Raw genomic sequence first — 24923 nt, forward strand, 5'->3', positions numbered from 1 at the left:
GAACAGGCGCGGGAGAAAGAGAAATGGGCAGTCACAGCAGACCTCACAACGACACGGCAGGTGGCGCAATCGACCGCAAACGCGAGCGGGAGCGGCGCTATATGATGCAGATGCTCTACAAGAACGCCGATGAACTCTCCACCAAGATGGTGCAGCGCCTCCTGGACAAAAAGATCCTCGAGATCACCGACGAGACTGCGATCCGGAAGATCTTCCACGAACTGTTTGAAAAGCTCTCCAACATGGAAGAGTTTGACATGCTGTACAAGATCTCCCCGCTGCGGCAGCTGGTGGTGGACCCGAACTTCCTCAGCCTCTATGTGACCCAGTACATCTGCGAGGATCTGGTGGAAAACGACAAGGTGCAGGACGTCTATGGCGACGATCTGGAGATTTACGAGGTCGTTGAATCCGTACTCAAGGTCCTCCGCCCCAAGGATTGAGGTAATCGCAGCCTTCGAAACATCGCGATTACCTCGGTTGTTCCTTCGCCACTTCCTTGTTCTGTCGTGGGCCTCTGAGGATTCTTGCTTATTCCAAATCGGTTATTTTTTGCTCAGCTCTTCTTTCGGACCTTCTTCAGGTCCAGATAGGTATAGCCCTTCAACCCCTTCTCATACTCGCCCAAAAGCCGCATGGCCTCATTGGGCCGCAGCCTGTCTTCCTTGATGGCGCTGTCCACCTGACTCTTCATCTTCCGCTTCAGATCGGTACCGGTGTACTGGACCAGACCCAGCACCTTTTCCATGGTGGTACCCTCAATGGTCTCCTCGATGTAATACCCGGCATCCTCATCCTCATCGAGGAAGACATGGGCTTCGTTGACCCGGCCGAAAAGGTTGTGCAGGTCGCCCATGATGTCCTGATAGGCGCCGGTAAGAAAAATTCCGAGATAATAGGGCTTGCCGTTGAGATCATGGAGCGGCAGGGTATCGACCCCTTCCTCGTAAAGATTAATGAATTTTGAGACCGTGCCGTCCGAATCGCAGGTGATATCGGCCAGCGTCCCCCTCCGTTTGGGTTCTTCGTTCAGCCGGTGCAGGGGCATGATCGGAAAAAGCTGGCCGTACCCCCAATGATCGAGCAGGGACTGAAACACACTGAAATTACAGAGATACTGGTCGGAAAATTTGCTCTCCAGCTCGACAATCTCATCGGGCTTGTACTCGGCATTCACGAAATGCTCCAGCACCCTGGCGCCGGTGAGCCAGAAAAGCTTCTCCACCTCCGCCTTCACTTCCAGATCGATGAGACCCAGCTCAAAATGGACCTGGGTCTCCTCTTTGTTGTGCTGGGCATCGTGGTAAGCCTCCAGCGGATTGCTGGGATTGACATGGGTGTAATTGTACCATGCCTCTTCCACCAGTTTGTGGCTGATCTCCGGCTTGGCGGGCTCCCGAGCATGCTCCATCTTCTTGATGTCGCCGAAGGTCTCAACCACCAATACGGAATGATGCGCCACCACGGCCCGGCCCGATTCGCTAATGATCACCGGATGCGCGACCCCCTGGGAATCGCAGACATCCATGATGTTGTAAACGATGTCCCGGGCGTATTCGTTCAGGGAATAGTTGATGGAGGAATGGAAGGTGGTGCGGCTGCCGTCGTAATCCACGCCCAAGCCCCCACCCACATCAATGTATTCCAGGGCATGGCCGATCTGCTTGATCTTGGCATAGAACATGGCCCCTTCCCGCACCGCCTTCTTGATCGTCAGAATATCCGGGATCTGGGAGCCGCTGTGGAAATGCACGAGCTTGAGGCAATCGGCAAGATCGGCCTCTTTGAGCAGATCGGAAACCTGGAGAATCTCCTGGGTAGAGAGACCGAACTTGGCGTCCTCGCCGGTGGATTTTTCCCACTTGCCCTTGCCGCCGCTCATCAAGCGAACCCTAAGGCCGATCATCGGCTCCACTTTCAGTTCCTTGGCGTAGCGGATAATGTTGGTGACTTCCTCGACCTTCTCCACCACCAGGACGATCTTCTTGCCCAGCTTACGGCCGAGCAGCGCGGTCTTGATATAGAGGGCATCCTTGTAGCCGTTGCAGATGATCAGGCTTTCCCGGTCTTCGTGGAAAGCGAGGGCCGCGTAGAGCTCCGGCTTGGAGCCGACCTCAAGGCCATGGTGGAAGGGCTTGCCCGCATCGATGATCTCCTCGACCACCTCGCGCAGCTGATTGACCTTAATGGGATAGACGCCGCGATAGATGGATTTATATTCCAGCTCGACAATCGCGTCGTTGAAAGCCTTGTTGATCCGCTCCACCCGGTTGCGCAACAGATCATGAAACCGGATGAGCATGGGAAAGTGGAGGCCCTGCTCAACCGCCTCCTTGATCACGTCAACAATGGCAATGGTGCCGCCCTGCTCCTTAAGGGGCGCGACGGTCACCTGCCCTTTGGTGTTGATGTCAAAATAACGCAATCCCCAACGGGCAATACCATACAGCTCCCGGGCCTTGTCGATACTCCAGGCCGTTGCTTCCGCTGTCTGCTGCATCTGATATCCTCCATGGGAAATTGTTACTGAAATCAAGAGGGACAAAATACACAATTATCGCAGAAACTCAATAGGTTTTTGCCTGATTATCCTCCGGCCGCACCGCTCCTGTCCACGGAAAAAATTCACTGGACACCGCCCCGCTCTCTCTGCCAACATAAATGTATGCTTTTTGGGCTCGCAGAATCGCTCTCCATGCCGTACATTTCCCCAAGCAACCTCGACCGTTACCGGAAGTTGCACTCCTCCATGGGCAGCAGCGATGCCCCTGAAGCAACCGTCGGAGAGAGCAGAGCATGACAACCGCACACCTACTCAAACCATACCAAGACAAAATCATCGACCTGATGCTCAAGCAGGAAACCCTGCTGGCCTCGCTCTACCAGATCTTTGCCCAAAAATTTCCCGAGTATGGAAAGTTATGGCACAAGCTGGCCAGGGAAGAGCAGAAACATGCCGGCTGGATCCAACAGCTCCATGTCGCCAGCGAAAAGAAGGTGGTGCATTTCCGCCAAGGCCGCGTCAAACCCTCTCAGCTGGAAATCTTTGTGCAGAGCATTGAGAAAAAAATCAAGCAGGCGGAAACGGATGGCTTTAACGCCCGTCAGGCGCTGGTCTGCACCATTGACCTGGAGCGAAGCCTGATCGAAAAAGAGGTCTTCTTGCATTTTTTCGGGATAACGAAAAAGGCCCGCAATGTCATGACTTTTCTCTCCCAAGAGACCAAGGAACATCAGGAATTGGCGGAAAAGCTCTACGCCAAAACGCAAGGGGTTCGAGCGCACGATTGACCCATGGTTGCCCGCCAAAAGAGATAGCCGAATATCCGGACATGGATTATACGACTGTGAGTACGATCATCCGTAGAGCAACGGACAACACAAATATCTCACGACCTGACCGCAGACCATGACCCCAAGCCGACACCCCGACAGAACCCCCAGCCTGGTCTTTGCCAATGCAGCCGGCGAGATCACGGATTATCCCGAGCTCGACATGGCAGGGCGCAGCGGCGGCCATTTTTCCCGGCCCAACCTTGAAGACCTGATCCCCCTGCCCGAGGGCAGCGATCTCTTTGTCATGCCGGGGCGCAACCCGGTGGGCATCGACCCGGAAACCGGCGAGCCCCTTCTGGTCGCGGAAAACCCCCTGGATCCGCACGCCGGTCTTCAGGCGGTGGCCGCCTTCATGTCCCCGGCCCATACCGCCATCCACTGGGCCGGTTTTGAAAAGAGCAAAGCCGACCTGCCCCATCTCCCCCTCTATGCTTATACCGCGGTGGGCTGGCTCGACGGCCGCTTCTGGGTCAGCGCCTTCCGCAGCGACCCGGACCAGCGTCAGGAGATGAACCGTTTTCAGCCGGAAAAACTCATACACCGCACCGAACAATGGCTGCGGCAGAATGAACAGAACCGGCTCATCCAGCATCTGGGCAAATGCTGCCTCACCTACCGCTGCCCGGCGGCGATCAACTATTTCCTGCGTAAATTCGAGGCGCCGCTGCCCACCTCGCCGGTATGCAACGCCCAGTGCCTCGGCTGCATCTCCCTCCAACCCTCGGGCTGCTGCCCCTCCACCCAGGACCGGATCAATTTTGTCCCCACCCCCAAGGAGATCGCCGAGATCGCCGTACCCCATCTCAAAACGGTCAAGGGCGGAGTGGCCAGCTTCGGCCAGGGCTGCGAGGGAGAACCCCTGCTCCAGGCCGACACCATCGAACAGGCCATCCTCCTGATCCGCAAACAGACCGACAAGGGCACCGTCAACCTGAACAGCAACGCCTCCCTGCCCGCCGCCGTGGACCGGTTGGCCCATGCCGGGCTGGACAGCCTGCGGGTCAGCATGAACAGCGCGCAGCCCGTGTACCACCAGCGCTATTACCGGCCCAAGGGCTTCACCTTCGATTCGGTCAAACAGTCGATCCGGATCATGAAACAGCACGGCCGCTTTGTCTCGCTCAACTATTTCATCCTTCCCGGTTTCACCGACGATCCGGCGGAGTTTGCCGCCCTCTGCGAGCTGATCAGCGAATACAGCCCCGATTTTCTCCAGCTGCGCAACCTCAACATGGACCCGGACTGGTACTTTGACTCCCTGCAATTCGAGGAAGGTGGCCCGCCCATGGGCATCCGGGCCTGGCTGCGGGAGCTGAAAAAGCGCTTTCCCCGCTTGCGTTACGGCTATTTCAACCCGCCCCTGCGCTGAAGCCAGATGACCGACGCGATCACGATCCTTTTCTTCCTCTTCTGGGGCAACCTGCTCCCCCCCCTGGCCAGCCTGGCCCTGGGCGACCGCTTGGCCCGCCCTTTGGACCACGGGGCAACCTGGTTCGACAACAAGCCGTTGTTCGGGCCCCACAAAACCATCCGGGGGATCCTGGCCAGCCTTCTCGGCGGGACCTTGTTCTTCCCGCTTCTGGGGGTTTCCTGGCAGGTGGCGGCGGTGGCCGCCTCCCTGCTCATGACCGGCGATCTGCTCTCAAGCTTCATCAAGCGGCGACTGAATCTTACCAGCGGCGAATCGGTCTTCGTGCTGGACCAGATCTTCGAGGCCGGGCTTCCCGCCCTTTATCTCGGCAATCACCTCGAAGCCCCTCTCTGGCAACCGATCCTGGCCCTGGCCATCTTTGTGCCGGTGGCCCATGGTGGGGCCAGGTTTTGGAAATATGTCCTCTTTAAACCGCCCATGGAGAACTATCCCCGTTTTGTCCGCTCCACGGTGCGGCTGCGAGAATGGCGCTCCTGCCATCAGCCCCTGGCGCGCTGGCATGTCTTGTTCAACCTCTCCTCCCTGCTCTACAACCGGGTCCTGGTCTCCACGGTTTTCCGGCTTTTGGGCCGCTATAATCAGGGGGTTGCCAACGCCCTCCAGCCGGAGCTGAGCGAACAAACCATCGTCTGTCCCACCCTGCCCGAACCCTTCGAGGGCTTCCGCATCCTGCTGCTCACCGACCTGCATCTCGACGGGTTATCGGGCCTGGTCGACCAGATTCTCTCCCGCCTTGCGGGACGGCGCTTCGACCTCTGCCTGATCGGCGGCGACATCCGCATGCACACTTACGGCCCCATCGCCCCGTGCCTCAGGGAGCTGCGCCGCCTTCTGCCGCATATCCGGGCAGAACACGGGATCTTCGGGGTGCTGGGCAACCATGACTGCATCGAGATGGTGCCGGATTTCGAGGAGGCGGGGATACTGATGCTGGTCAACGATGCGACCCGAATCGAACGGGAGGGCGAGTCCCTCTGGCTGGTGGGGATCGACGATCCCAACTACTACAAAACCCATGAACCGGCCAAGGCCTTCAGTACAGTGCCGCCCGGCGCCTGCGCCATTCTGCTCGCCCACTCGCCCGAGGCCTACCGGGAGGGGGCCCGCCAGCAAGCGGCTCTTTACCTTTGCGGCCACACCCACGGCGGCCAGATCTGCCTGCCTTCGGGAACACCCATTTACACCAACAGCCGCGCTCCCCGCTTCACCGCCAAGGGTCGCTGGCAATACCAAACCATGCAAGGCTTCACCAGCCGGGGGGTGGGTGCTTCCGGCGCGCCGCTGCGCTTCAACTGCCCCGGCGAGATCGCCGTGCTTACCCTGCACAGCCAAATCTTCAAAAAGGATACCCCATGAGCCCTCTCTACGCCCGACTCCGCTTCTTCCTGGCCGGTCTGTTCCTGATCATGATCTTCGGCACCGTGGGATTCATGCATACGGAAAACCTCTCCCTGAGTGATGCCTTCTATTTCAACATCGTCACCATCACCACCGTGGGCTACGGCGATATCCACCCGGTTACCCAGACGGGCAAGATGCTTGCCGTCCTCCTCATCCTCATGGGCACGGGCACCTTTCTCGGCGTGGTCGCCAACGCCACGGAGGTTATGCTCAGCCGCCACGAGAGCCAGGCCCGTCACCGAAAACTGCATCTGATCATCGGCGTCTATTTCAGCGAGGTGGGCACCAGGCTCCTTTCCCTCTGCGCCCAGGCGGACCCGCAACGCGAACAATTCTGTGCCGGCCTCGCCATCACCATCAATTGGAGCGACCAGCAATTTTTGCAGGCCACCAAGAAGCTGCGGGAGTGTACCTTTGAGGTGCAGCTCGAACGCATCGATCTTCCGGAACTGCAGGGGTTTCTTGCCGGACAGAGGCGGACGCTGGTGAACATGCTGGAAAATCCCATTCTCCTTGAGCACGAAAACTTCACCGAACACCTGCAGGCGGTGTTCCATCTCAACGAAGAACTCGGCTTCCGCCCCAACTTCGACCACCTCCCCCAAGCGGACAGCAAACACCTGACCGGCGACATCAACCGGGCCTACGGTTCCTTGGTGGGCCAATGGCTCAGCTACATGCTCTACCTCAAGCAGCACTATCCGTACCTCTACTCCCTGTCGGTGCGCACCAACCCCTTCAACCCGGAAGCCTCCGCCACCTTCTACGAATAAACGGCCCAGGAGAAACCCATGCCGGAAATCAGCATCGTCAATCGCGGGGTCAGCGTCAGCGTCAACCCTGCCTTCAGCCTGCTCAACAACTACCGGATGCAGAATATCCCCATCCAGACGCTCTGCGGCGGCAAGGCCATGTGCGGGCGCTGCCGGTTCCGGGTGATCGCGGGCGCTGCCCACTTGAGCCCGGTAAAGCCCGCGGAGATAGCCCGCCTCGGAGAGAGTTTGATCGCAGCGGGCTGGCGGCTTTCCTGCCAGAGCCATGCCCTGCGGGACGTGAGCATCGAACTGCCGGGCCTGGAAGAGGAGCTTGACGACCGCCCCCGATCCACAGCTTGATTCCACTGCAAAAACAACAACTTGCCATTTCAAAAAAGAGTCGGTATCCTGACGGCAAAGTTTGCGTACCGCAACCATTCCAGGACATGACACCATGCTCTCATGCTTTCGGCAAATACTGAGCCAACCCAGCATCGCCATTGATCTCGGCACGGCCAACACCAGAGTGTACGCCGGCCAGGGAGAAGACTTCCGCGAAGAGCCGTCCCTGATCCAGCACATCCGCCAGGATCAGGAAGTTCAAGCTCCGGACGACTACTTCTCCTACCTCAACCCCCAGTTCACATCCTCCCCGTTGCGCGGCGGGGTGATTGTTGATATCCACAGTGCTGTATCCCTGCTGAAACCCCTGCTGAAACGCACGCGCACCGGCCTGCGGCACCCGGTTTCCCTGACCTGCGCCCCCACCGACACCACGGAGCTTGAACGGAAACTGCTCACCAAGGCGGTCCGGGAAGCAGGCGCCGCCCAGGTGGCCATTATTCCGGAGGTCTGGGCCGCGGCCATCGGCGCGGGAATCGACGTGACCCTCCCCTCCGCCCAGATACTCATCGACATCGGCGAAGGCGTCACCGACATGGCCGTGATCCGCGACGGACAACTGGCCTTTGCCACCGCGACTCGCACGGCCTGCAGCGACCTGCAGAAAGCGATACGCTCCGCAATCATCTCCCGGCACAAGGTCTGCCCCGCCCACGCGGAGACCGAACGATTGACCCACGAAATTGCCGCCTTGCCGCAGGGCAACAACTTGCCCGGCCGGAATATCCCGGTGCTGGGGATGGATATCATCCGCCGCCGGGAGGTGAGCATCGCCGTATACAACCGGGAGATCCTCGACGCCATGGCTCCGGTGCTGGCAAAAATCCTCAAGATGATCGAAACAGGGCTCAAAAAACTTCCGGAAAACATCTCTTGCGAGGTCGTGGAGTCCGGCATCTGTCTCACCGGGGGCGGCAGCTGTATCCTGGGGATGGACAGGCTGATCGGGGAACACACCGGCCTTGAGGTGCGGATTGCGCCGGACCCGATGCACTCGGTGATCAACGGGGCGATCCAGACCCTGGAGTACTGGAAGGGAAAAGAAAACTGGTGGGAGAATATCGCCTGGCCCTGCATCCCGGCATAAGGCGCGAAAATGGCGCCGGAAGCGCTGCATCAATAAGCCGGAGGGCAGAACTACCAGGCGCTAGCGGATCTCAATGGCGCTGACCGGGCATGAGACCACGGCCTCTTCGCAATCGCAGGTATGGCACTGATCCGGCCCGATCACCCACGATTTATCATCCCGCAATTCAAAAACCGCCGGGCACAACTCCGCGCACACCCCGCACCCGATACACAGATCCTGATCCACTGTTGGCGCTGCCATGATTCTCTCCTTGTTATGGTGCGAGCCGAACTATTTCCCCTGATCCCGGAACCCCTCGCGGATCACGCTAAACTTGCCAGAGACCGTATCGAGATCATAAATATTGAAGTTGGTCCGCATGTCGAGCCCCTCGTAATGCACGGCAAAATTAAGCGAGGCCGAGCCTTCCGGACCGCTGACGATGCGGTGAAACACATAACGGGGCCAGACCAGCATGGCGGGTTCGTCAAGGAGCACCTTGCCGCCTTGCAGGATCTGGTGGGGGGTGACGGTGAAGCTCTCCATCCCGTAGGCCTGCAGATAGATGTCCACCTCGCGCGTGCCGTAGAGAACGATGAGGTTGTCGGCCTGATGGGGATGCATGTACCAGGGCCTTACCACCTCGCCCACCGGCCCGGGGGAAACCGCGCTCTTGTCGTGCAGCACCCGGTCGATCGCATCGATCCGGGGCAGGCAGGACATGGGCACGTTGTCGAACAAAACCCCCGGGGTGCGGCGCAGCATCTTCAGGGGGATGATGCGGTAAAAATCCTCCACTTCCTTAAAAATCTCGCAATCAGCCATGGGCTTTCTCCTTTGTAATCTTTTGCTCTCCCCGAAACTCCCGGATGCCCCACCAAAAAGCCGGGGATGGACTTTTTCAAGATCCCTGCTATATTGTGACAGTTTTTGCGGCTTACGGCAAGAGAACCTCACACCGGGGCCAACCATAACAATCACCGCTTTACCCGAGGAAAACAGCATGGAGAAAAAAAGCGGCGCAGGTCTCACCCGGATTCGCAACGCCTTCGGCTGGTCCATGGCAGGACTCGCCGCCACCTTGAAGCACGAAAAGGCCTTTCAGCAGGAGCTTGGACTCTGCCTTGTCCTGGCGCCCTTCGGGCTCTGGCTTGGCGAGACCGGCGTCGAAAAAGGACTGCTGCTCGGCACCCTCTTTCTGGTGCTGATCGTCGAAATCCTCAACAGCGCCATCGAGGCGGTGGTGGACCGTTTCGGCGGCGAACACCACGCCCTGTCCGGACGGGCCAAGGACATGGGCTCGGCCGCCGTATTTCTCGCCCTGGCCAACGTGGGGGTGGTCTGGATTCTGGTCCTTTTTTTCTAGCCGCGGCAGAAGATCCTCCCTGGCAACACCCTCTGCCTCTTGACAACGCTCCGCCGGTCGGGAATAATCCCCCTCTTCCGTTGCCGCATATTGTCTTGTTTTTACGATATTAGATACAGGTAGCCCCATGAACAACGCGCCCATCCGCCCCGCCGACTGTTTCAAACAGTATACCCTGGACCAGGACAAGGTCTGCTCCCCGATGGAGACGGTGAACCGCTTCAAGGCGCGGCTTGTCGAGGTACAACTGGACATCCTCAAAGAGGTGCGCCGCATCGACAACGGCCGCTTGGATATCCCGGTTTATTTCAGCGTCTGCGGCAAGGATGCCCAGGCGGTGATCGGCAACAAGAAACAGATGGGCAAGGGCAGCTCGCCGGAGCAGTCCCAGGCCAGCGCCTGCATGGAACTGGCCGAACGCTTCAGCTTTTTTTCCTTCAAGCAGAATGAAGAAAATTTCATCACCGACACCTACGCCAATCTCAAACAATCCGGCCAGCCGCTGCTCCCCCTGGTGCGCCTCCTGCTCTCGGTCCATGACGAGCATACCGACATCGCCACCCTGGAGCGGCTCATCGAGGATATCCCCATCCAGTGGACCTGGGCTACCAATCTGGGCAGCGGCGAGGTGCTGCTGGTGCCCTTCAGCTGGTTTTACGCGATCAACGAGTTCAACGGACCCTCTGCGGGCAACACCTTTGAGGAGGCGATCCTTCAGGGGATCAGCGAACTGGTGGAGCGGCATGTCTGCTCCCTGGTCAACCACCACCACCTCGCCACCCCGGCCATCGACCCGGCCACCGTCACCGATCCGGTGGCCCGCGAGCTGCTCGACAAATTCAGCAAGAACAACATCGAGCTCTACCTCAACGACTTCACCCTGGACACCGGCATCCCTACGGTGGCGGCCCTGGCCATCGACCGCTCCACCTTCCCGGCCAGCAGCGAGATCGTCTATACCGCCGGCACCACCCCGGACCCGGAAAAGGCCCTGATCCGGGCGATCACCGAGGTGGCGCAACTGGCCGGGGATTTCAACTCCCAGGCCAATTACGTGGCCAGCGGTCTGCCCAAGCCCCTCTCCATGGACGAGGTGCGCTACCTCACCGATGTGGAAGCGGCCATCTCCATCCACGACATGCCTACGCTTGCCGACAACAACATGCGGGTCGAGATCGAGCGCTGCCTGGCGGCCCTCTCCCGCATCGGCCTTGAGGTGCTGGTGATCAATACCATGCACGACAAGCTGCAGGTGCCGGCGATCTACTCCATCATCCCCGGCTGCCATTTCCGGGAACGTTCCCGGATCAACAATGTGGGCCTCTTTGCCGCCAAACTGGTGACCGAGCGGATTGCGGATCTCGACCAACAGCTGGCCCAGCTCCTCAAGATGCAGCAATACCTGCCGGACGCCTATTTCCTCGAATACTATCTCGGCAAGAACATGCAGGCCCAGGGAGACCTCGCTACGGCGGTATCCCATCTGGAACGGGCGCTGACCCTGAACCCGGAGGAGGAGGATGTCCCCTATATCTATTCCCATCTGGGCGACTGCCTGAAGGATCTGGGAGAGTATGACCGGGCCATCGCTGCCCTGCACAAGGGGAGAGAATACGACGACGAACGGCCGGACCTCCACAACCTGCTGGGTTTCTGCTATTTCAAACGGAATGAATACGAGACGGCCATCAGCCATTTCCACCGGGCGGTGGAGCTGAACCCGGCCTCGGCCATCGACTACGCCAACCTGGGGGTCAACCACCGCAGACTCGGCAGCAACGACGAGGCCAGGCGCTATTTTGAGCTGGCCCTGGATCTGGACCCGTCCATCGAGTTTGCACGGACCCATCTGGCGGAATTAAGCACGGGTAATTGACGGGGATTCAACAAAATAGAGGCTTAAATTGGTATGTTCATTTCTTTGCTTGCCCAAAGAAACGAACCAGCAGCGTAGCGGCGAAGAAAAGGCCCCCTGTGTCCCTTGTCCCGCCTTTGGCGGGAGGCCCTATGCTCCTCAAAGCTGCCGGGATGTTGCAAACTCGGCTTACGCCTCAAACAGTGCAACCTCCCTTTTCGGCAGCTTTTCCGGTGCTCGGCTGCGTGCCAATGGGATTTCCCCCCATTTGTCCTGCCGAGCCTCGCAGACGGGGGCGGAAAAAGACGCTAAAACTGTTTGAGGGCAAAGCCCGAGTTTTTTAGCGTCCCGCCTTCGTCGAGAAGTGAGGGAAGCCCGCAGGGCCAGGACTGGCTGGGGTGCCTTTTTCTTGTTTCTTCTTTTGGGCACGCAAAAGAAGAAAAAACCACACTCTCACTCCGCATACATCGCCGCCATCGCCGCCATATACCCCCCACCCTTCTCCTTGCAAATAAAAAACTCCGGCAACACCGCCAAACCCTCCCCCCCATCCTTCTCCGCCTCCACCAACACCAACCCAGCCTTCGCGCCGGGATAGGGACACACCCGCTGCAATCGCTGCGGCGTCATTCCGTTTTCCCGCAACACCCCAAGCAGAATCTCCTCCCGCGCCGCCGGATAAACAAAAGCCGCCCGTCCCCCGGCTTTCAAGGCATAGGATGCGGCTCGGGCCATCTCCGCAATCCCGCCCAGGATCTCGTGCCGGGCTCTTGCCCGTTCGCTTTCCGGGTTATACCGGCCGCTTGCGCTCGGATAGTAAGGGGGATTCGCCGTCACATAGTCCAAGCTGTTCTCGGGCAGAAGGGAAGCAATCTCGCGGCAATCGGTTTCGAGCACCGTAATCCGGTTTTCCAGACCATTGAGCAAGACATTGCCGCGAATGAGTGCGGCCAGACGCGGCTGCACCTCAAGAGCGACGAGGCTGGCATCTGGATGGCGGTGGGAAAGGATCAGGGAGATGATGCCGCAACCACCGCCCAGGTCAAGGATGCGGGCGCCAGGTGGCGGGGTGATGAAATGGGCCAGGAGCACGGCATCGACGGAAAAGCGATACCCCTGCAGGGGCTGCAGACAACGCAGCCTGCCCCCGAACAGAGGCTCTTCGCTGAGTTCCTCGACAAGACCCATAGGCTGGGGTCAGTAAGGAACTTTTTCTTGGGGCACGATCTTATTGAGCAAGAGCCCGGTGAGCAGTTTCGGGTAAAAATAGGTGGACTTGTGCGGCATGACCAGCCCCTCGTCCGCCACCCGTTTGACCTGGGAAACCAGGGTGGGGTTCATGAGAAACAGCAGCGGGCTGCGGTCGCTCCGGCTCTCGCCCTCCTTCACCGCGACATCGAGGCCGGTATCGGAATCGCTGTAATAATCCACCAAGCCTTCCTTGACGCAGCGATCATGATCAAGCTGCAACAGCCCCTCGATAATGAGGTCGGAGAGGATCACCACATCCAGTTCGCGCAAGGCTGCGGGCTGTTTGGCGCCGAGCGCCTCGTCGATCACGCCCTCCCGCAGGGTCAGGAGCAGACAGCGGTCCTCCTGGGGGTGATACAGGCCAAACATCGTGGCCGCCCCGGAGTTCTCAGACATGCGGGAGAGCACCTCGGTCACCAGGGTCTCGCGGGAGCCGTCCATAACCTCCTCGATGGAAAAGCTCTGCGCAAGCCTTGCCATCAGGTCAATCAATTTTACCGCCTCGGGCATCCGCACCAAACGGTGGGTGGGGAGCACGGAAAGGCCGGGATCTTCCATGCCGCAGAGATACATCATCGTGTGATTATACGGGCTGTCCGCGGCAACCTCGCCCAGCCGCTCCCGCATCAGGGTACGGAACTGGAGGGCGGTGGTATAGCGGTGGTGGCCGTCGGCAATGTAGAGCGATTTATCCGTAAACAGGGCGCGGACCTGGGCCAGGACCGCCGGGTCAGTCACCCCCCAGATGGTATGGAGGCAGCCGTCGTGATCGGTGACGCTGGCCAACGGCTCCGGAGAGCAAGCCCCTTCCAGCAGGGTCATGATCTGCCCCTGGGCATCGGGATACAGGGAAAAGATCGGGCTGAACTGGGCATGGCAGGTGTCCAGCAGGCTGAGCCGGTCGGAGGTGACGCCGGAAAAGGTCTTCTCGTGGGGCTTGACGATCCCCTCGGCAAACTCGGCCAGCTGCACCAGACAGAGCAGCCCCTTGCGGGTACGCCGCTCGCCCGAGGGCAGTCCGTAATTGGTATGATACACGTAAATGGTCGGCTCGTTGTCGCGGACCAGCACCCCTTCCTCCTGCCACTTGGCAAAGGTTTCCTTGGCCTGATGGTACCGGCTTTCGGTCAACTGCTCGGCGTTGACGTTCTTGCTCAGATCCAGATGGATCATGTTGTAGGGATTCCTGGCGGCAAAGGCGGCCTGGGCCTCATTATTGATCACGTCATAGGGCGGGGTGACCACCTCTTCCATGTTCTGGATCTTGGCAGGGTTGTAACGAAGGGCGCGAAAGGGCGCAATCAAAGCCATGGTTCTTTCTCCTTGCCCGGACAGGCCGGACGAATGTCCGCACCTGTCGGCAAATGCTCCCGGCAATCATGAACCGGTTGACTTCCCATAGGGGAATAGCTATGTTTCAAGAAAATGCCATTACGTTAACATAGGGAATGGCTAAGCAAAAATCGTCAGAGACAAGGCGCGCAAATTTCGAGGAATGAGGCGTACACACGTACGCCGCAGTGACGAGATAATGCAGCGCAACGCAGTAACTGGCGACTTTTTGCGACGCCATCAATACATAGTAAAAAAACGTCCCTTTTTCAAGTGGACATTGTACCCGGTACGCTTTCTTTTACAAACGAACTTTTCCAATAATGAAGAGGTTTTCCCATGTACGATATCTTCACCCGCACCCATTTTTCCTCCGGCCACCATCTGCGCAACTATCCCGGCAACTGCGAGCGGCCGCACGGCCACAACTGGCATGTGGAGGTAACCGTCCGCGCCACCGAGCTCGACGAGCTGGGCATGGGCATCGACTTCAAGGCCCTGAAAAAGGCGGTGAACGTGATCATGGAGGATCTGGACCACCGCGATCTCAACGAGCATCCGGCCTTCCAAAACAAAAATCCCTCCTCGGAAAACATCGCCGCCTATATCTTCGAAACCCTCAAGGATTCGCTGACCTGTGATCGCTACCGGCCCTACAGCGTCACGGTCTGCGAAACAGAGAACTGCTGCGTGACCTACCGTGAGGGGTGAGCCGCCCCTGCAGCTTTCCGAGGTTTTTTACAGCATCCAGGGGGAGTCGTCCTTTGCGGGCTACCCCTGCCTTTTCTTCCGGCTCTCCGGCTGCAACCTGCGCTGCTCTTACTGCGACGCCAAGTACACCTACGAAGAACCGGCCAGCCTCACAACCATTGAGGCTCTGCTCGCCGAGGCGGCCAAATACCCCAACGCTCTGATCGAGATCACCGGCGGCGAGCCGTTATTGCAAGAAGCGGTCTATCCCCTCATGGACGCACTGCTTGCCGCGGGCCGCACCGTGCTGCTGGAAACCAACGGCAGCCTCTCCATTGGTCGGGTGCCGCAGGCGGTGATCAAAATCGTCGATCTCAAATGCCCGGACAGCGGGATGACCGAGAAGATGGATCTCTCCAACCTCGAGCTGCTCACCCCCCAGGACGAGCTCAAATTCGTGCTCAGCTCCCGCCCCGATTACGACTGGGCCAAGGGGATGATCAGCGAACACCGCTTGGCCGCAAGGGCCAAGCTGATCCTCTCCCCGGTGATCGACGCCCTTGCCCCCGCCCAACTGGCCCAGTGGCTGATGGACGACGGGCTCCCGGCCCGGCTCCAGCTCCAGCTCCACACCCTGCTCTGGCCGGGAATGAAGCGGGGGGTGTGAGAGCGCAAAAATAAATCCGTCCCCTTTGTCTTCCAGTCCCGGATCAATGAACACTCAAAAGGAAAACACCATGAAGATGCAAGATTATTTTGAAAACACCCCCGGCCGCGGAGTATTGGCCACGGCCGGCAGTGACGGCAAAGTCGATGCGGCAATCTACAGCACCCCCCATGTTCAGGAGGACGGCTCCGTCGCCTTTATCATGCGCGAAAGGCTTTCCCACCGGAATGTGCAGGAAAACCCCCATGCCACCTTCCTTTTCGTCGAAGAAGGAACAAGCTCCCGCGGGGTCCGTCTTTTCCTGAAAAAAACCAAAGAAGAAACCGATGCCGAAAAAATCAAGAGCATGATGCGAAGACACCTCTCCGCCGCGGAAGATAAGGCACACGGACCGACCTTTCTGGTCACTTTCGACATTGAGAAAATCCTGCCGCTGCTCGGGGACGACCCGTCCAAGATCCCTTTTGCCTGAGCCAAAACCCCACCGCCTTTTGCCGTGACCCCTTCAATCCGAGGAGTACCGCATGGCCGACCCCTGCAAGGTTTTGATCACCGGCGCCACCGGCTACATCGGCCGGCGTCTGAAGGACAGGCTGCTGAACCACCCGGAACTAGCCCTCCGGCTGCTGGTGCGCAACCGGCACAAGGTGCGGCCCGAGGTGCTCGCCAGGGTTGAGGTGGTGGAGGGCGACACCTTCAGCCCCGAGGCCTTGGCCGCAGCCCTTTCCGGCATCGAGGTCGCCTTCTACCTCATCCACTCCATGGGCTCGGGCCAGGATTTTGCAGAGCGCGACCGGCAAAGCGCCGTCAATTTCCGCGACGCCTGCATCGCAGCCGGGGTGAAGCGGCTCGTCTACCTGGGAGGGTTGGGGGTCAAGGAAAGCGCCAGCCGCCATCTCCTGAGCCGGATCGAAACCGGGGAACTCCTCAGTGCCCGCCCGGAAAGCTTGCAAACCATCTGGTTTCGGGCCGGGATCATCATCGGAGCGGGCAGCGCCAGCTTCGAGATCATCTACAACCTGCTCCAAAAACTGCCCCTCATGGTAACCCCGAAATGGGTCACCACCCGCACCCAGCCGGTGGCGGTGGACGACGTGCTCGCCTATCTGGAAGCGGCCATCGCCGTAAAGGTCCAAGGCGATCTGGTGGTGGACATCGGCGGCGAAGCCATGAGCTTTCGGGAGATGATGCTCCGGGCCGCCAAGGTCATGGGGCTGCGAAGGTTGCTCCTGCCGGTGCCGGTGCTGAGCCCGCGCCTCTCCTCCTTCTGGCTGATCCTCTTTACCCCCATCCCCTACCGCATGGCCGCCGCCCTGGTGGAGGGGCTCAAATCGGAAACCGTTATTCAGAACGACCATGCCCAACGCCATTTCCCCGAGATAACGCCCCGCAGCTATGAAAGCGCGGTGCAGGCCGCCATCGCTGAGCTGGAGCAGGACCTGGTCATCAGCCGCTGGTGCGACAGCTCCACGGAGCCGTTCTGCGACATCCTGCACCAGGACAACCCCGGCGCCCCCATCCTGCGGGACCGGAGGGAGATCCCCCTGCACGGGCTGGACCGATCCCTGGTCTACGCGGCAATCAAGGGGATCGGCGGCGCCGAAGGCTGGGGCGCCTACAATCTGCTCTGGCAGATTCGGGGTTTTTTGGACAAGCTGAGCGGCGGCTATGGCCTGAACCGCGGGAGGAGGCAGCAGAAGGAACTGCGGATGGGGGATGCCCTTGATTTCTGGAAGGTGGCCGATCTCAAGGAAAACAAACGGGTTCTGCTTGTGGCCCAGATGAAGGTGCCGGGCAAGGCCTGGCTTGAGTTCGACATCCAGGACGACCGGCTGGTGCAGACCGCCCATTTTCATCCGCGCGGGTTGCTGGGCAGAGTGTACTGGTATGCGGTCCTGCCCTTTCACGAACTGGTGTTCAAGAATCTTGCCGAAAAAATCGTGGCGCAAGCCGCCAACAAGAGCGTCGCCCCCCGGGGCTGAACAGGCGGCCCGGACTATTTCCCGGCCAGGCCATCGACCACGGCCTTGTACTTTTCGTGGATCATTTTCCGGTCGAACTCCCAGAATTCGTCCAGCATCGCCTGGTCCTCGGCTTCGGAAAAATACGCACGGGAGGCGGGGAAAAACACCGTATCCTCTTTTTCGATATGCTTGGGATAAAAATCCACCAGGGTGTGCAAACACCTGACAATCTCTTCCAGGGCAGAGGAGTCCCCGTTTCGATAGCGGGTATTTGCCTCGACCAACGCCTTGGTTGTAATCCTGCCGAACACATGCTCTTCAATCAGTTCGTCCATGACCCGTTGGTCCGCCTCTGACAGCCCCTTTGTCTTCAAGTCCCGAAACAGGATATCCTCTTCCTTCCCGTGGTGGGCGCGGTCGGCATAGGTTTGGACAAAATCAACCGCAATGTCAACAAACACGGGGTCGATTTTCTTGCTTTCCCCTGCCTCTACCAGGGCGTCCTGAATTACGGCGAGCATCCGTTCAATGAGCCGGTGCTCTATCATGAGCGGTCCGCGTGCTTGCATGTGCTGTTCTCCTTTTTTCCGGTGTCCAATGGGCTATCGAATTGTTTTTTCTTTGCAAAAAGAGATTGCAGGGATAAGATTACCGGCACCAGCAACGCACGAGACCGGCACAATACCTCCGCAGCCAAAACCAAACCGACACAAGACCTTGCCGCCAAACATGAACGAAAACCTCTGTCCTTCCGAAACATCCCAGCAGCCGCGCTGCTCACGGGTTGAAATCGAAAACCTGAGCCAAGCCATCGGCGGCAACCGTCAACTGCTGGACGTTCTGAATGCCTTCCCCGGCTTTGTCCTGGTTCTCAATCATACCCGGCAAATCGTTTTTGCCAACCAGGCTTTTCTGCATTTTCTTGGCGCCGCATCCCTTGCCGAGGTGCTGGGGAAAAAACCCGGGGACGCCCTGGCTTGCGAGCGTGCCGTGCAAAGCGTTCTGGGCTGCGGCACCACCGTCTTCTGTTCCACCTGCGGCGCGGCCAAAGCCACTCCCCCGCTTCTCCTGCACCAGCCGGAAAACGGCGATGCCCAGGAATGCCGGATCAGGCAGGCGGGCAGCGGCAAGTCCTTTGACTTCCGGGTGCAGACCGCGCCTTTTCCCGGCGGAAACGACAATCTCTATCTCTTTTTTCTCACCGATATCTCCCATGAAAAAAGGCGGCGGGCCCTGGAGCGCATCTTCTTCCACGATGTGGCCAATATTGCCACCGGCATGGTGGGCATGAGCCGGACCCTCTGCCAGAAAGAACTGGATGAGGAAAAAAAGAGGCAGTTTCAGGATGTTCTGCACCGCTATGCGCATCGGCTGGCCGATGAGGTCGAGGCGCAATCCGCCCTGGCCGCGGCGGAGAACAACGACCTACACCTGCAGGGCGAACCCTGCGCTAGCCTTGCCCTGCTTGAGGAGGTGGTTGCCTTTTACAACAATATCGACAACGGCCGGACCAGCAGGGTGGAAATCAGCGCCGATGCCGTGGCATCGGAATTTTTCACCGACCCGCGCCTCCTGCACCGCATCCTGATCAACATGACCAAGAATGCCATTGAGGCCTCCCCCCCGGAGGCCATGATCCGCATCGGCTGCGAGCAGGCCGAAAACGGCCTGGACTTCTGGGTCCATAACCACGGCTGCATGCCCGAAAAAATACAATTGCAGATCTTCCAGCGCTCCTTCTCCACCAAGGGGGCGGGGCGGGGTTTGGGCACCTACAGCATCAAGCTGCTGGGCGAACGCTACCTGAAAGGCAAGGTCAGCTTCACCTCCTCGCCGGAAAACGGCACCACCTTCCGCTTCCGCTGCCCCCGCAACATCAAGGCAGCCTCTTCCTGAGGCTGGCCGTCCCTGGTTACGCCCTGCCTGCACCAACCTTGCCGTGCAACGCGGCAGGGAGAGAGATTGACACCCTGCCCAAAAAAATGCGATGCTTCTTAAAGCTCTTTGCCCCACTACCGGAAGGGCAAAGGGCAAATCCCTTGCGTGCTTACCCGCAGCCCGCAACACCTCCATACCCGAGGAGAAAAACATGCAAATACTGAAGGAATTCAAAGAGTTTGCCATGCGCGGCAACGTGGTGGACATGGCAATCGGCATCATCATCGGCAGCGCCTTTGGCAAGATCGTCAGCTCCCTGGTCCAGGACGTGATCATGCCGCCGATCGGCTTAATCATGGGCAATGTGGATTTTTCCAACCTGGTCCTCACCCTCAGGGAAAAAAGCGAGACCGCGGAGGCGATCACCCTCAAATACGGGGTGTTCATCAACACCATCCTGGATTTCACCATCGTGGCCTTCGCGATCTTCATGCTGATCAAGCAGATGAACCGACTCAAGAAAAAGGAGGAAGCGGTTATCGCGGAACCGACCACCAAGGAATGCCCGCACTGCTGCTCCGCCATCCCGCTCAAGGCAGTGCGTTGCCCGCAGTGCACCTCGGAGCTGTAAGGGATGCAAGAGTTGGCAGACAGAAACAAAACCTTTTCGGAGCCAGCCGCGAAGGTTTTGTTTCTGCTTGCATAGGGGGATGCCCAGCGCAGGAAACACCGGCAGGCGTAACGGTTGCGCAGGGAATGCGGGTCTTAAATGGGCAGGCGCAAGGCGGCGAGCTTCCAGGAAAAGAGCCCCTCGCGATGGAAGACCAGGCCGATGGCCTCTCCGGTTTCATTCTTTTGCGTTACGGTAAAGACAAAACGATTCAAGCCCTCATACGCCATCGAGGTCTCGGTACCCGGCTTTGACTCGGACGACTTGCTCTCGTTCCCGGCAGGCTGCGCCTGCTCCTTATCCCCTTCCATCATAATGGCGAGACTCTCGGGCGTCACCAACGCCTCGACAATCGGGTTGATCAAAGCCGCGGCCATCGCTTCGCCCATGGCGGCAAAAGGATTTTCGCCCTTCTCCTTGCCCAACTGGGCAGAGAGCTTCGCATTGAAGGTTGTCCTCAAGTCCTCTTTTACCGCCGGAAAATCAACGTAGCCGGAAAGCTTGGCTGCATTTTTTTCCTCGGCTGCCGAGCGCATACCGTTCACGGTGAGATACGGGGTGCAATAAAACCATACAACGAGCACGACAAGCAGTGCGGCGATAGCGTTCGTAATTTTTTTGTTCATGTTCATCATCCTTGGTTTGTTTGACGTTTCCGCCATCTTTTTTGGTTTAATTTTCGGAATTGAGTTGTCCACATGCCGCCAAGACATCATCGCCCTTGGCACTTCTTATTAAGGTCGGGATCTTGAACGTATCCAAAACCTCTTTAAACTTTTCAATTGTATCCAGATTCGGCCGCTTGTACTGCGATCCGGGAAAGGCGTTAAAGGGAATCAGGTTTATATAGGCACTTTTCCCTGCCAGCATGGTGCCCAGTTTTTCAGCATCCTCAGGAGAATCATTAAAATCTTTAATCAAAATATATTCATAGGTAACAAATTGTTTTCTGCTTAAAGATATCCGGTCAATACAGGCCAACACTTCAGCCAGTGGATATTTCCGATTAATGGGAATAAGCTCGCTTCGCTTTTCTTCAAAGGGCGAATGAAGAGACAAGGCAAGGTTCACCCCGGGGATTTCCCGACTCCACCTTTGAAGTCCGGGGATATAACCAGAGGTGGAAATAGTAATCTTTTGAACCCCAATTGAAGTGCCGTGTTGTGACAAGAATATTTCGCACGCTTTTTTGACACCATCAAAATTATGTAACGGTTCGCCCTGGCCCATAAAAACAATATTTAAAATCCTCTCTTCTCCAACCCTGTTTTTCGCCAACCAACGCCAAGCCTGGAGAAACTGGCCAACAATCTCACCTGTGGTCAAATTCCTTTTAAGACCTTGTTTTCCGGTAGAGCAAAAAGAACAATTCATCGCACAGCCAACCTGCGAGGAAAGACAGATAGAATATTTATTATGAAACGGGATAAGGACGGTCTCAATCTTGTGATTGTCTTGAAGCGTAAAAAGAAATTTTACGGTCCGATCTTTTGACTCATGAACCGTATCGATTTCGGGGAGAGAGAAGTCGAAATTATCCTGAAAAAATGCCAAGGCGCCTTTTGCAATTTTCTCCTGGCATTGAGAACTTTCTTTTTTCTTGTAATGCCAATTAAAAAGAATTGATGCGGCCGAGTGGTTCAAATCATTCTGACCGAGAACCATTTCCAAATCAGAATAACTCAGATCATAAAAGGATTGTTTCAAGAAATATCTCTTTGCAATATCAACATGTTACCAATGCCAGACACGTCAGAATCAGTACCAAAACAGAGCCTGTTTTCAAGACTCTGAAACATTCTGATACTGCGCCTGAACGTTCTTCAGCTTGCTATAAAACTCTTCCTCTGAAACAACCCCCTTCTCAATAAGCAACTGTGCGATTGCATCGAGCCGAATCATTTGCGCCATCACAAGTTCATCGGTTGTGACCACTTCTTTGTTATCATCTTTTGACATAGGTTTTGTTCCCGTTTCTGTTTCTCTTGTTTGGTTTTGTAAACATAACGTTTTAAACAATGGGCAAGGAACCACAGTCCACATAGTACCGCTTGATTTATTGGTTATGTGATCATTTATTATTTTTAATTGCCTGTATCATTTAGAGTGATTGGCACTGTATGTCGTGCATTCCATAAGAATAATCCACATGTTTTTCCCCATCTTTTACAATAAATGCCGTGCCAAGAATCTGTTGCTTCCCCTTTTTATTTTTGGGGTAAATAACAAACTCAGCCATGTCAGTTCCATACGTTTTTTTGTTATTAAAATGAAAAATAATATTATGAGCGTATCCATCATCGTGCTTTCTAGAATAAACAAGATTACCTTCAACAGAACGATCTATAAAGTCTGAAAGTTTGGCTTTACCGCTAACAGTATCCCAACCAATAATTGTATGCATAAACATGCCGTCTATTGAACAAGTTATATTTTCCGCATGTGCAGACACAGTTAAAAGTAACAGCAATAGTGCAAGAAAATACTTCATATTTTTATCCTGTTTATTTTTAATAGTATGAAATTAAGCCAATCCGTTTTGCAAGGCTGATCCCACGTTGAGAAACTCTCAATAATATTGACTTTGTTTTGTGGAATTGCTCCGTAGTTATATTCTTCATTTGATCCGATTAATGGCTTGGATTGATCTGGAAATTGGTCAATAGTTATATCGTAGATTAAATTGTCAATAGATAGCCAAAAATGGCTTTCATTTCTATACGTGCCAGTAACCAACAATATGTTTCTTTCAGGATATAATTTATTTGCAGTAGCCCCTAACAAGTATGATGCAAACTCACAACAATTTTTCGGGAAACCATGAATGTAAGGGATTCTTGTTGACTTATGACCAATAAATGACGGAAGGCTTTCCTGTATACCTTCTTCGATAAGAATCTCCCTGACTCGCTTAGATAAATTTTTCAGTTTATTGTCTCATAATTGCACATAACGTTTGTGCTCACCCGCGCGAAGGGAGCGGTAGTAACCGTAGCGTTGGGTGCAGTACCTTGTTAGCTGATTACTCTAACGAAAAATAATATTGGCCAGGATAATAAACAAAGAAGCCCCACAATGGTTAAAACTGGCAGCTCAAAAACCCACTTCGTTTCAAGAATAACAACTGCACGCTTGGACAGCCTTTTTGCGCCCCCGATGAAAAGAATAGAAAAAACAAAGCAAAACCAAATAATTGATGTAGTGTACGTAGTCAATATAAACGAAAGCCAGACACTTCCATTGCCTTGAATTAGGGAATAATCGTTTTTTATACACTCCAAGCTCAAAAGAGCAAGATCTCCAGGAAGGATATATGCCGAATAGAGCGTCCCACTAGCATGCCCCGCAAACCAAATGAGCGAAGTTAAGAACAGGTCGAGTATAAATAGCGCTGGAAGATTCGCGTTTTTTTCTGTTGCTTTTTTCAATATCCACCCAGTTTCCGCTATTGATACGAAGTCTGGGAGTATATTAATGCCTGATGAGTCGAAAAGAACGGCTGCAATATAAATATGATTTAACTTCTCGATAACACCATCAGAATAGCCGAGCCATTCGAAAAAGTAATTATTCTTGGAGAGATCTATATATTCAAACCCTCCGAGGTATATCGAAATGCGGGTGAGTATAATATAAAATATAAAGGTAAAAAGAATAGAGCTAACGATCGCGGAGATTAGACGCCGAAATGAAAATATCTTTTCACCATATACTAGATTAAAGAATTCGAGGAACTTTGCGTTTATTTGATCACGATCACTCCATTTTATAAGCTGCAAGTTCACCCACCAATCTGCTGTAAAATTCCGCCAATCCCTTAATCGGCCTGAAAAATGCAAATAGCCCTCAATGACTCCAGCCATCGCGAGAATCGGTTCCTGTATTGACCAAAGTTGAGAGTAGGTAATCATTTTTTCCTTTTAGTCAGTTAACGACAGCGCTCAGGGAAAATTGGCCGGAGGCCAAATTTTCCCCCTGGGGCACATTGTTAGCCATATATTTCGTTAAGGATTCTTACGAGTTCTTTTCCCCAGAACGTTAACGTGTAGCTTTGACTAATGTGATCAGGTTTTACGTGCTCTCCAAAAAGTGCGTCAGGATTGTGTTTTATATATTCTAAATCAATTTTCACCATTCTGTACGGGAGGAAAAATGGCCCAATATCAACCATTATGTTAGGGTTTACATGTCCATGGCGTAAATGGTGTAAGTTGAAAAAGAATGTTTTATTAACTGCCTCACACAGCAGCTCAAATGTGTCTTTTGATATCTCTTCACTAACATATCTCTTGAATAACTCGCCTGTTACCTTGGCTTTTTCGTCATCATCTGCTTTATCAAGAAGTATGAGAAGTTTTTCCCCAACCTTTTTTCGGTAACCCTCTTTATCCAATTTCTCGAGAAATTTGCTTAAAGACTCTTGGTCTACCGAATTTATTTGATTAAGGAATATTCCTATTTTTCTTATTAGATATCTATCTCTAAATGCTAATACTGCCTTCCCTGTATTGGTCAAATTACTAATTATGGGGATTGATTTAATAAGTTCATCTTCGCAAATTTGGTCTAATATTACTTCCGAGTTATTGATTAATAAATCTCGGCAGTTCTTATCCCTAAGTAAATCAATAAATTTTGAAGAGAGAGACATAGTTTTATTTTCTTAGGCTAACAATAATATTATCGAGCTAGCTCGAGTTGTTTTTTTCTGCTCGATTTCTGGCCCTTTAATTGATTTTCCCGGGCAAGTTTTGAGCATTTTTTCACTTAAATAGCCACATATCCACCCCGCAAGGGGGTGTTATCGAGCTGGCTACATAATTCCGGCTAAAATTATCCGGGGGTGTTATATCTC

At 55.5% G+C, this 24923-nt stretch carries 27 protein-coding genes; 15 read left to right on the forward strand and 12 right to left on the reverse strand.

Annotation, left to right across the window (positions count from 1 at the left end):
• Positions 1-23: 23 nt before the first annotated feature.
• Positions 24-443: a hypothetical protein gene (locus OLX77_RS00490; RefSeq protein ID WP_307631616.1), complete on the forward strand. Its 420-nt coding sequence runs from the start codon at positions 24-26 to the stop codon at positions 441-443.
• Between the two features lie 113 nt (positions 444-556).
• Here OLX77_RS00490 and speA read toward each other — a convergent pair whose 3' ends face one another.
• A complete protein-coding gene (speA, locus tag OLX77_RS00495) occupies positions 557-2500 on the reverse strand; it encodes a biosynthetic arginine decarboxylase (RefSeq protein ID WP_307631617.1) in 1944 nt (647 codons plus the stop codon).
• Between the two features lie 296 nt (positions 2501-2796).
• Between speA and OLX77_RS00500 the strand changes: the two genes are divergently transcribed.
• From OLX77_RS00500 to OLX77_RS00525, 6 genes are all read left to right on the forward strand, one after another.
• Entirely contained in the window at positions 2797-3291 is a 495-nt protein-coding gene (locus tag OLX77_RS00500) for a ferritin family protein (protein ID WP_307631618.1), read from the forward strand.
• Positions 3292-3409: 118 nt separating this feature from the next.
• Complete coding sequence (locus OLX77_RS00505; RefSeq protein ID WP_307631619.1) at positions 3410-4705, forward strand: radical SAM family protein; 1296 nt, start codon at positions 3410-3412, stop codon at positions 4703-4705.
• A 6-nt stretch (positions 4706-4711) separates the two neighbouring features.
• Positions 4712-6124 (forward strand): CDP-archaeol synthase, encoded by a 1413-nt coding sequence (locus OLX77_RS00510; RefSeq protein ID WP_307631620.1) that lies wholly within the window; start codon positions 4712-4714, stop codon positions 6122-6124.
• Entirely contained in the window at positions 6121-6942 is an 822-nt protein-coding gene (locus OLX77_RS00515) for a potassium channel family protein (protein WP_307631621.1), read from the forward strand. The genes OLX77_RS00510 and OLX77_RS00515 overlap by 4 nt, the downstream gene beginning before the upstream one ends.
• A gap of 18 nt (positions 6943-6960) precedes the next feature.
• Entirely contained in the window at positions 6961-7284 is a 324-nt protein-coding gene (locus OLX77_RS00520) for a 2Fe-2S iron-sulfur cluster-binding protein (RefSeq protein ID WP_307631622.1), read from the forward strand.
• 94 nt (positions 7285-7378) lie between these two features.
• A complete protein-coding gene (locus tag OLX77_RS00525) occupies positions 7379-8413 on the forward strand; it encodes a rod shape-determining protein (RefSeq protein WP_307631623.1) in 1035 nt (344 codons plus the stop codon).
• A 60-nt stretch (positions 8414-8473) separates the two neighbouring features.
• On the opposite strand, the gene OLX77_RS00530 is transcribed toward OLX77_RS00525, so the two are convergent.
• Both OLX77_RS00530 and OLX77_RS00535 read right to left on the reverse strand, forming a co-directional pair.
• A complete protein-coding gene (locus OLX77_RS00530) occupies positions 8474-8656 on the reverse strand; it encodes a ferredoxin (RefSeq protein WP_307631624.1) in 183 nt (60 codons plus the stop codon).
• A gap of 30 nt (positions 8657-8686) precedes the next feature.
• On the reverse strand, positions 8687-9220 hold the full coding sequence (locus OLX77_RS00535) for a hypothetical protein (RefSeq protein ID WP_307631625.1): 534 nt from the start codon (positions 9218-9220) through the stop codon (positions 8687-8689).
• 178 nt (positions 9221-9398) lie between these two features.
• Here OLX77_RS00535 and OLX77_RS00540 point away from each other — a divergent pair, with 178 nt between their 5' ends.
• Positions 9399-9761, forward strand: coding sequence for a diacylglycerol kinase (locus OLX77_RS00540; protein WP_307631626.1), 363 nt, complete (start codon positions 9399-9401; stop codon positions 9759-9761).
• Positions 9762-9888: 127 nt separating this feature from the next.
• A complete protein-coding gene (locus OLX77_RS00545) occupies positions 9889-11637 on the forward strand; it encodes a YcaO-like family protein (protein ID WP_307631627.1) in 1749 nt (582 codons plus the stop codon).
• 432 nt (positions 11638-12069) lie between these two features.
• Here the strand turns inward: OLX77_RS00545 and OLX77_RS00550 are convergent, their stop codons facing one another.
• Together OLX77_RS00550 and OLX77_RS00555 are read right to left on the reverse strand one after the other, a co-directional pair.
• The gene (locus OLX77_RS00550) at positions 12070-12804 is read right to left on the reverse strand and encodes a tRNA1(Val) (adenine(37)-N6)-methyltransferase (protein ID WP_307631628.1); all 735 of its coding nucleotides are present in this window, start codon (positions 12802-12804) and stop codon (positions 12070-12072) included.
• Between the two features lie 9 nt (positions 12805-12813).
• Positions 12814-14178 (reverse strand): DUF1015 domain-containing protein, encoded by a 1365-nt coding sequence (locus OLX77_RS00555; RefSeq protein ID WP_307631629.1) that lies wholly within the window; start codon positions 14176-14178, stop codon positions 12814-12816.
• A gap of 360 nt (positions 14179-14538) precedes the next feature.
• Between OLX77_RS00555 and queD the strand changes: the two genes are divergently transcribed.
• The 4 genes from queD to OLX77_RS00575 all read left to right on the forward strand — a co-directional run bounded on the left by queD (position 14539) and on the right by OLX77_RS00575 (position 17538).
• Positions 14539-14910 carry a 6-carboxytetrahydropterin synthase QueD gene (queD, locus tag OLX77_RS00560; protein WP_307631630.1) on the forward strand — a complete coding sequence of 124 codons (372 nt, stop codon included), beginning with the start codon at positions 14539-14541 and terminating at the stop codon, positions 14908-14910.
• Positions 14900-15556, forward strand: coding sequence for a radical SAM protein (locus OLX77_RS00565; protein ID WP_307631631.1), 657 nt, complete (start codon positions 14900-14902; stop codon positions 15554-15556). The genes queD and OLX77_RS00565 overlap by 11 nt, the downstream gene beginning before the upstream one ends.
• A gap of 70 nt (positions 15557-15626) precedes the next feature.
• Positions 15627-16028, forward strand: coding sequence for a pyridoxamine 5'-phosphate oxidase family protein (locus tag OLX77_RS00570; protein ID WP_307631632.1), 402 nt, complete (start codon positions 15627-15629; stop codon positions 16026-16028).
• Positions 16029-16080: 52 nt separating this feature from the next.
• The gene (locus tag OLX77_RS00575; protein ID WP_307631633.1) at positions 16081-17538 is read left to right on the forward strand and encodes an SDR family oxidoreductase; all 1458 of its coding nucleotides are present in this window, start codon (positions 16081-16083) and stop codon (positions 17536-17538) included.
• Positions 17539-17552: 14 nt separating this feature from the next.
• Here the strand turns inward: OLX77_RS00575 and OLX77_RS00580 are convergent, their stop codons facing one another.
• On the reverse strand, positions 17553-18089 hold the full coding sequence (locus OLX77_RS00580) for a hemerythrin domain-containing protein (protein WP_307631634.1): 537 nt from the start codon (positions 18087-18089) through the stop codon (positions 17553-17555).
• A 160-nt stretch (positions 18090-18249) separates the two neighbouring features.
• On the opposite strand from OLX77_RS00580, the gene OLX77_RS00585 reads away from it, so the two are divergent.
• Together OLX77_RS00585 and mscL are read left to right on the forward strand one after the other, a co-directional pair.
• On the forward strand, positions 18250-19416 hold the full coding sequence (locus OLX77_RS00585; protein ID WP_307631635.1) for a PAS domain-containing sensor histidine kinase: 1167 nt from the start codon (positions 18250-18252) through the stop codon (positions 19414-19416).
• A gap of 199 nt (positions 19417-19615) precedes the next feature.
• Positions 19616-20029 carry a large-conductance mechanosensitive channel protein MscL gene (gene mscL, locus OLX77_RS00590; RefSeq protein ID WP_371877478.1) on the forward strand — a complete coding sequence of 138 codons (414 nt, stop codon included), beginning with the start codon at positions 19616-19618 and terminating at the stop codon, positions 20027-20029.
• Between the two features lie 134 nt (positions 20030-20163).
• Here the strand turns inward: mscL and OLX77_RS00595 are convergent, their stop codons facing one another.
• The 6 genes from OLX77_RS00595 to OLX77_RS00620 form a co-directional block, all read right to left on the reverse strand.
• Positions 20164-20694 (reverse strand): DUF2939 domain-containing protein, encoded by a 531-nt coding sequence (locus tag OLX77_RS00595; RefSeq protein WP_307631637.1) that lies wholly within the window; start codon positions 20692-20694, stop codon positions 20164-20166.
• 46 nt (positions 20695-20740) lie between these two features.
• A complete protein-coding gene (gene rlmN / locus OLX77_RS00600) occupies positions 20741-21775 on the reverse strand; it encodes a dual-specificity RNA methyltransferase RlmN (RefSeq protein WP_307631638.1) in 1035 nt (344 codons plus the stop codon).
• Positions 21776-21850: 75 nt separating this feature from the next.
• Positions 21851-22027 carry a hypothetical protein gene (locus OLX77_RS00605; protein ID WP_307631639.1) on the reverse strand — a complete coding sequence of 59 codons (177 nt, stop codon included), beginning with the start codon at positions 22025-22027 and terminating at the stop codon, positions 21851-21853.
• 142 nt (positions 22028-22169) lie between these two features.
• Entirely contained in the window at positions 22170-22559 is a 390-nt protein-coding gene (locus OLX77_RS00610) for a hypothetical protein (protein WP_307631640.1), read from the reverse strand.
• 523 nt (positions 22560-23082) lie between these two features.
• Positions 23083-23979 (reverse strand): hypothetical protein, encoded by an 897-nt coding sequence (locus OLX77_RS00615; RefSeq protein WP_307631641.1) that lies wholly within the window; start codon positions 23977-23979, stop codon positions 23083-23085.
• A 77-nt stretch (positions 23980-24056) separates the two neighbouring features.
• On the reverse strand, positions 24057-24719 hold the full coding sequence (locus OLX77_RS00620; protein ID WP_307631642.1) for a hypothetical protein: 663 nt from the start codon (positions 24717-24719) through the stop codon (positions 24057-24059).
• Between the last annotated feature and the right edge of the window lie 204 nt (positions 24720-24923).

The organism is Thiovibrio frasassiensis (genome assembly GCF_029607905.1).
GTDB classification, from domain to species: Bacteria; Desulfobacterota; Desulfobulbia; order Desulfobulbales; family Desulfurivibrionaceae; genus Thiovibrio; species Thiovibrio frasassiensis.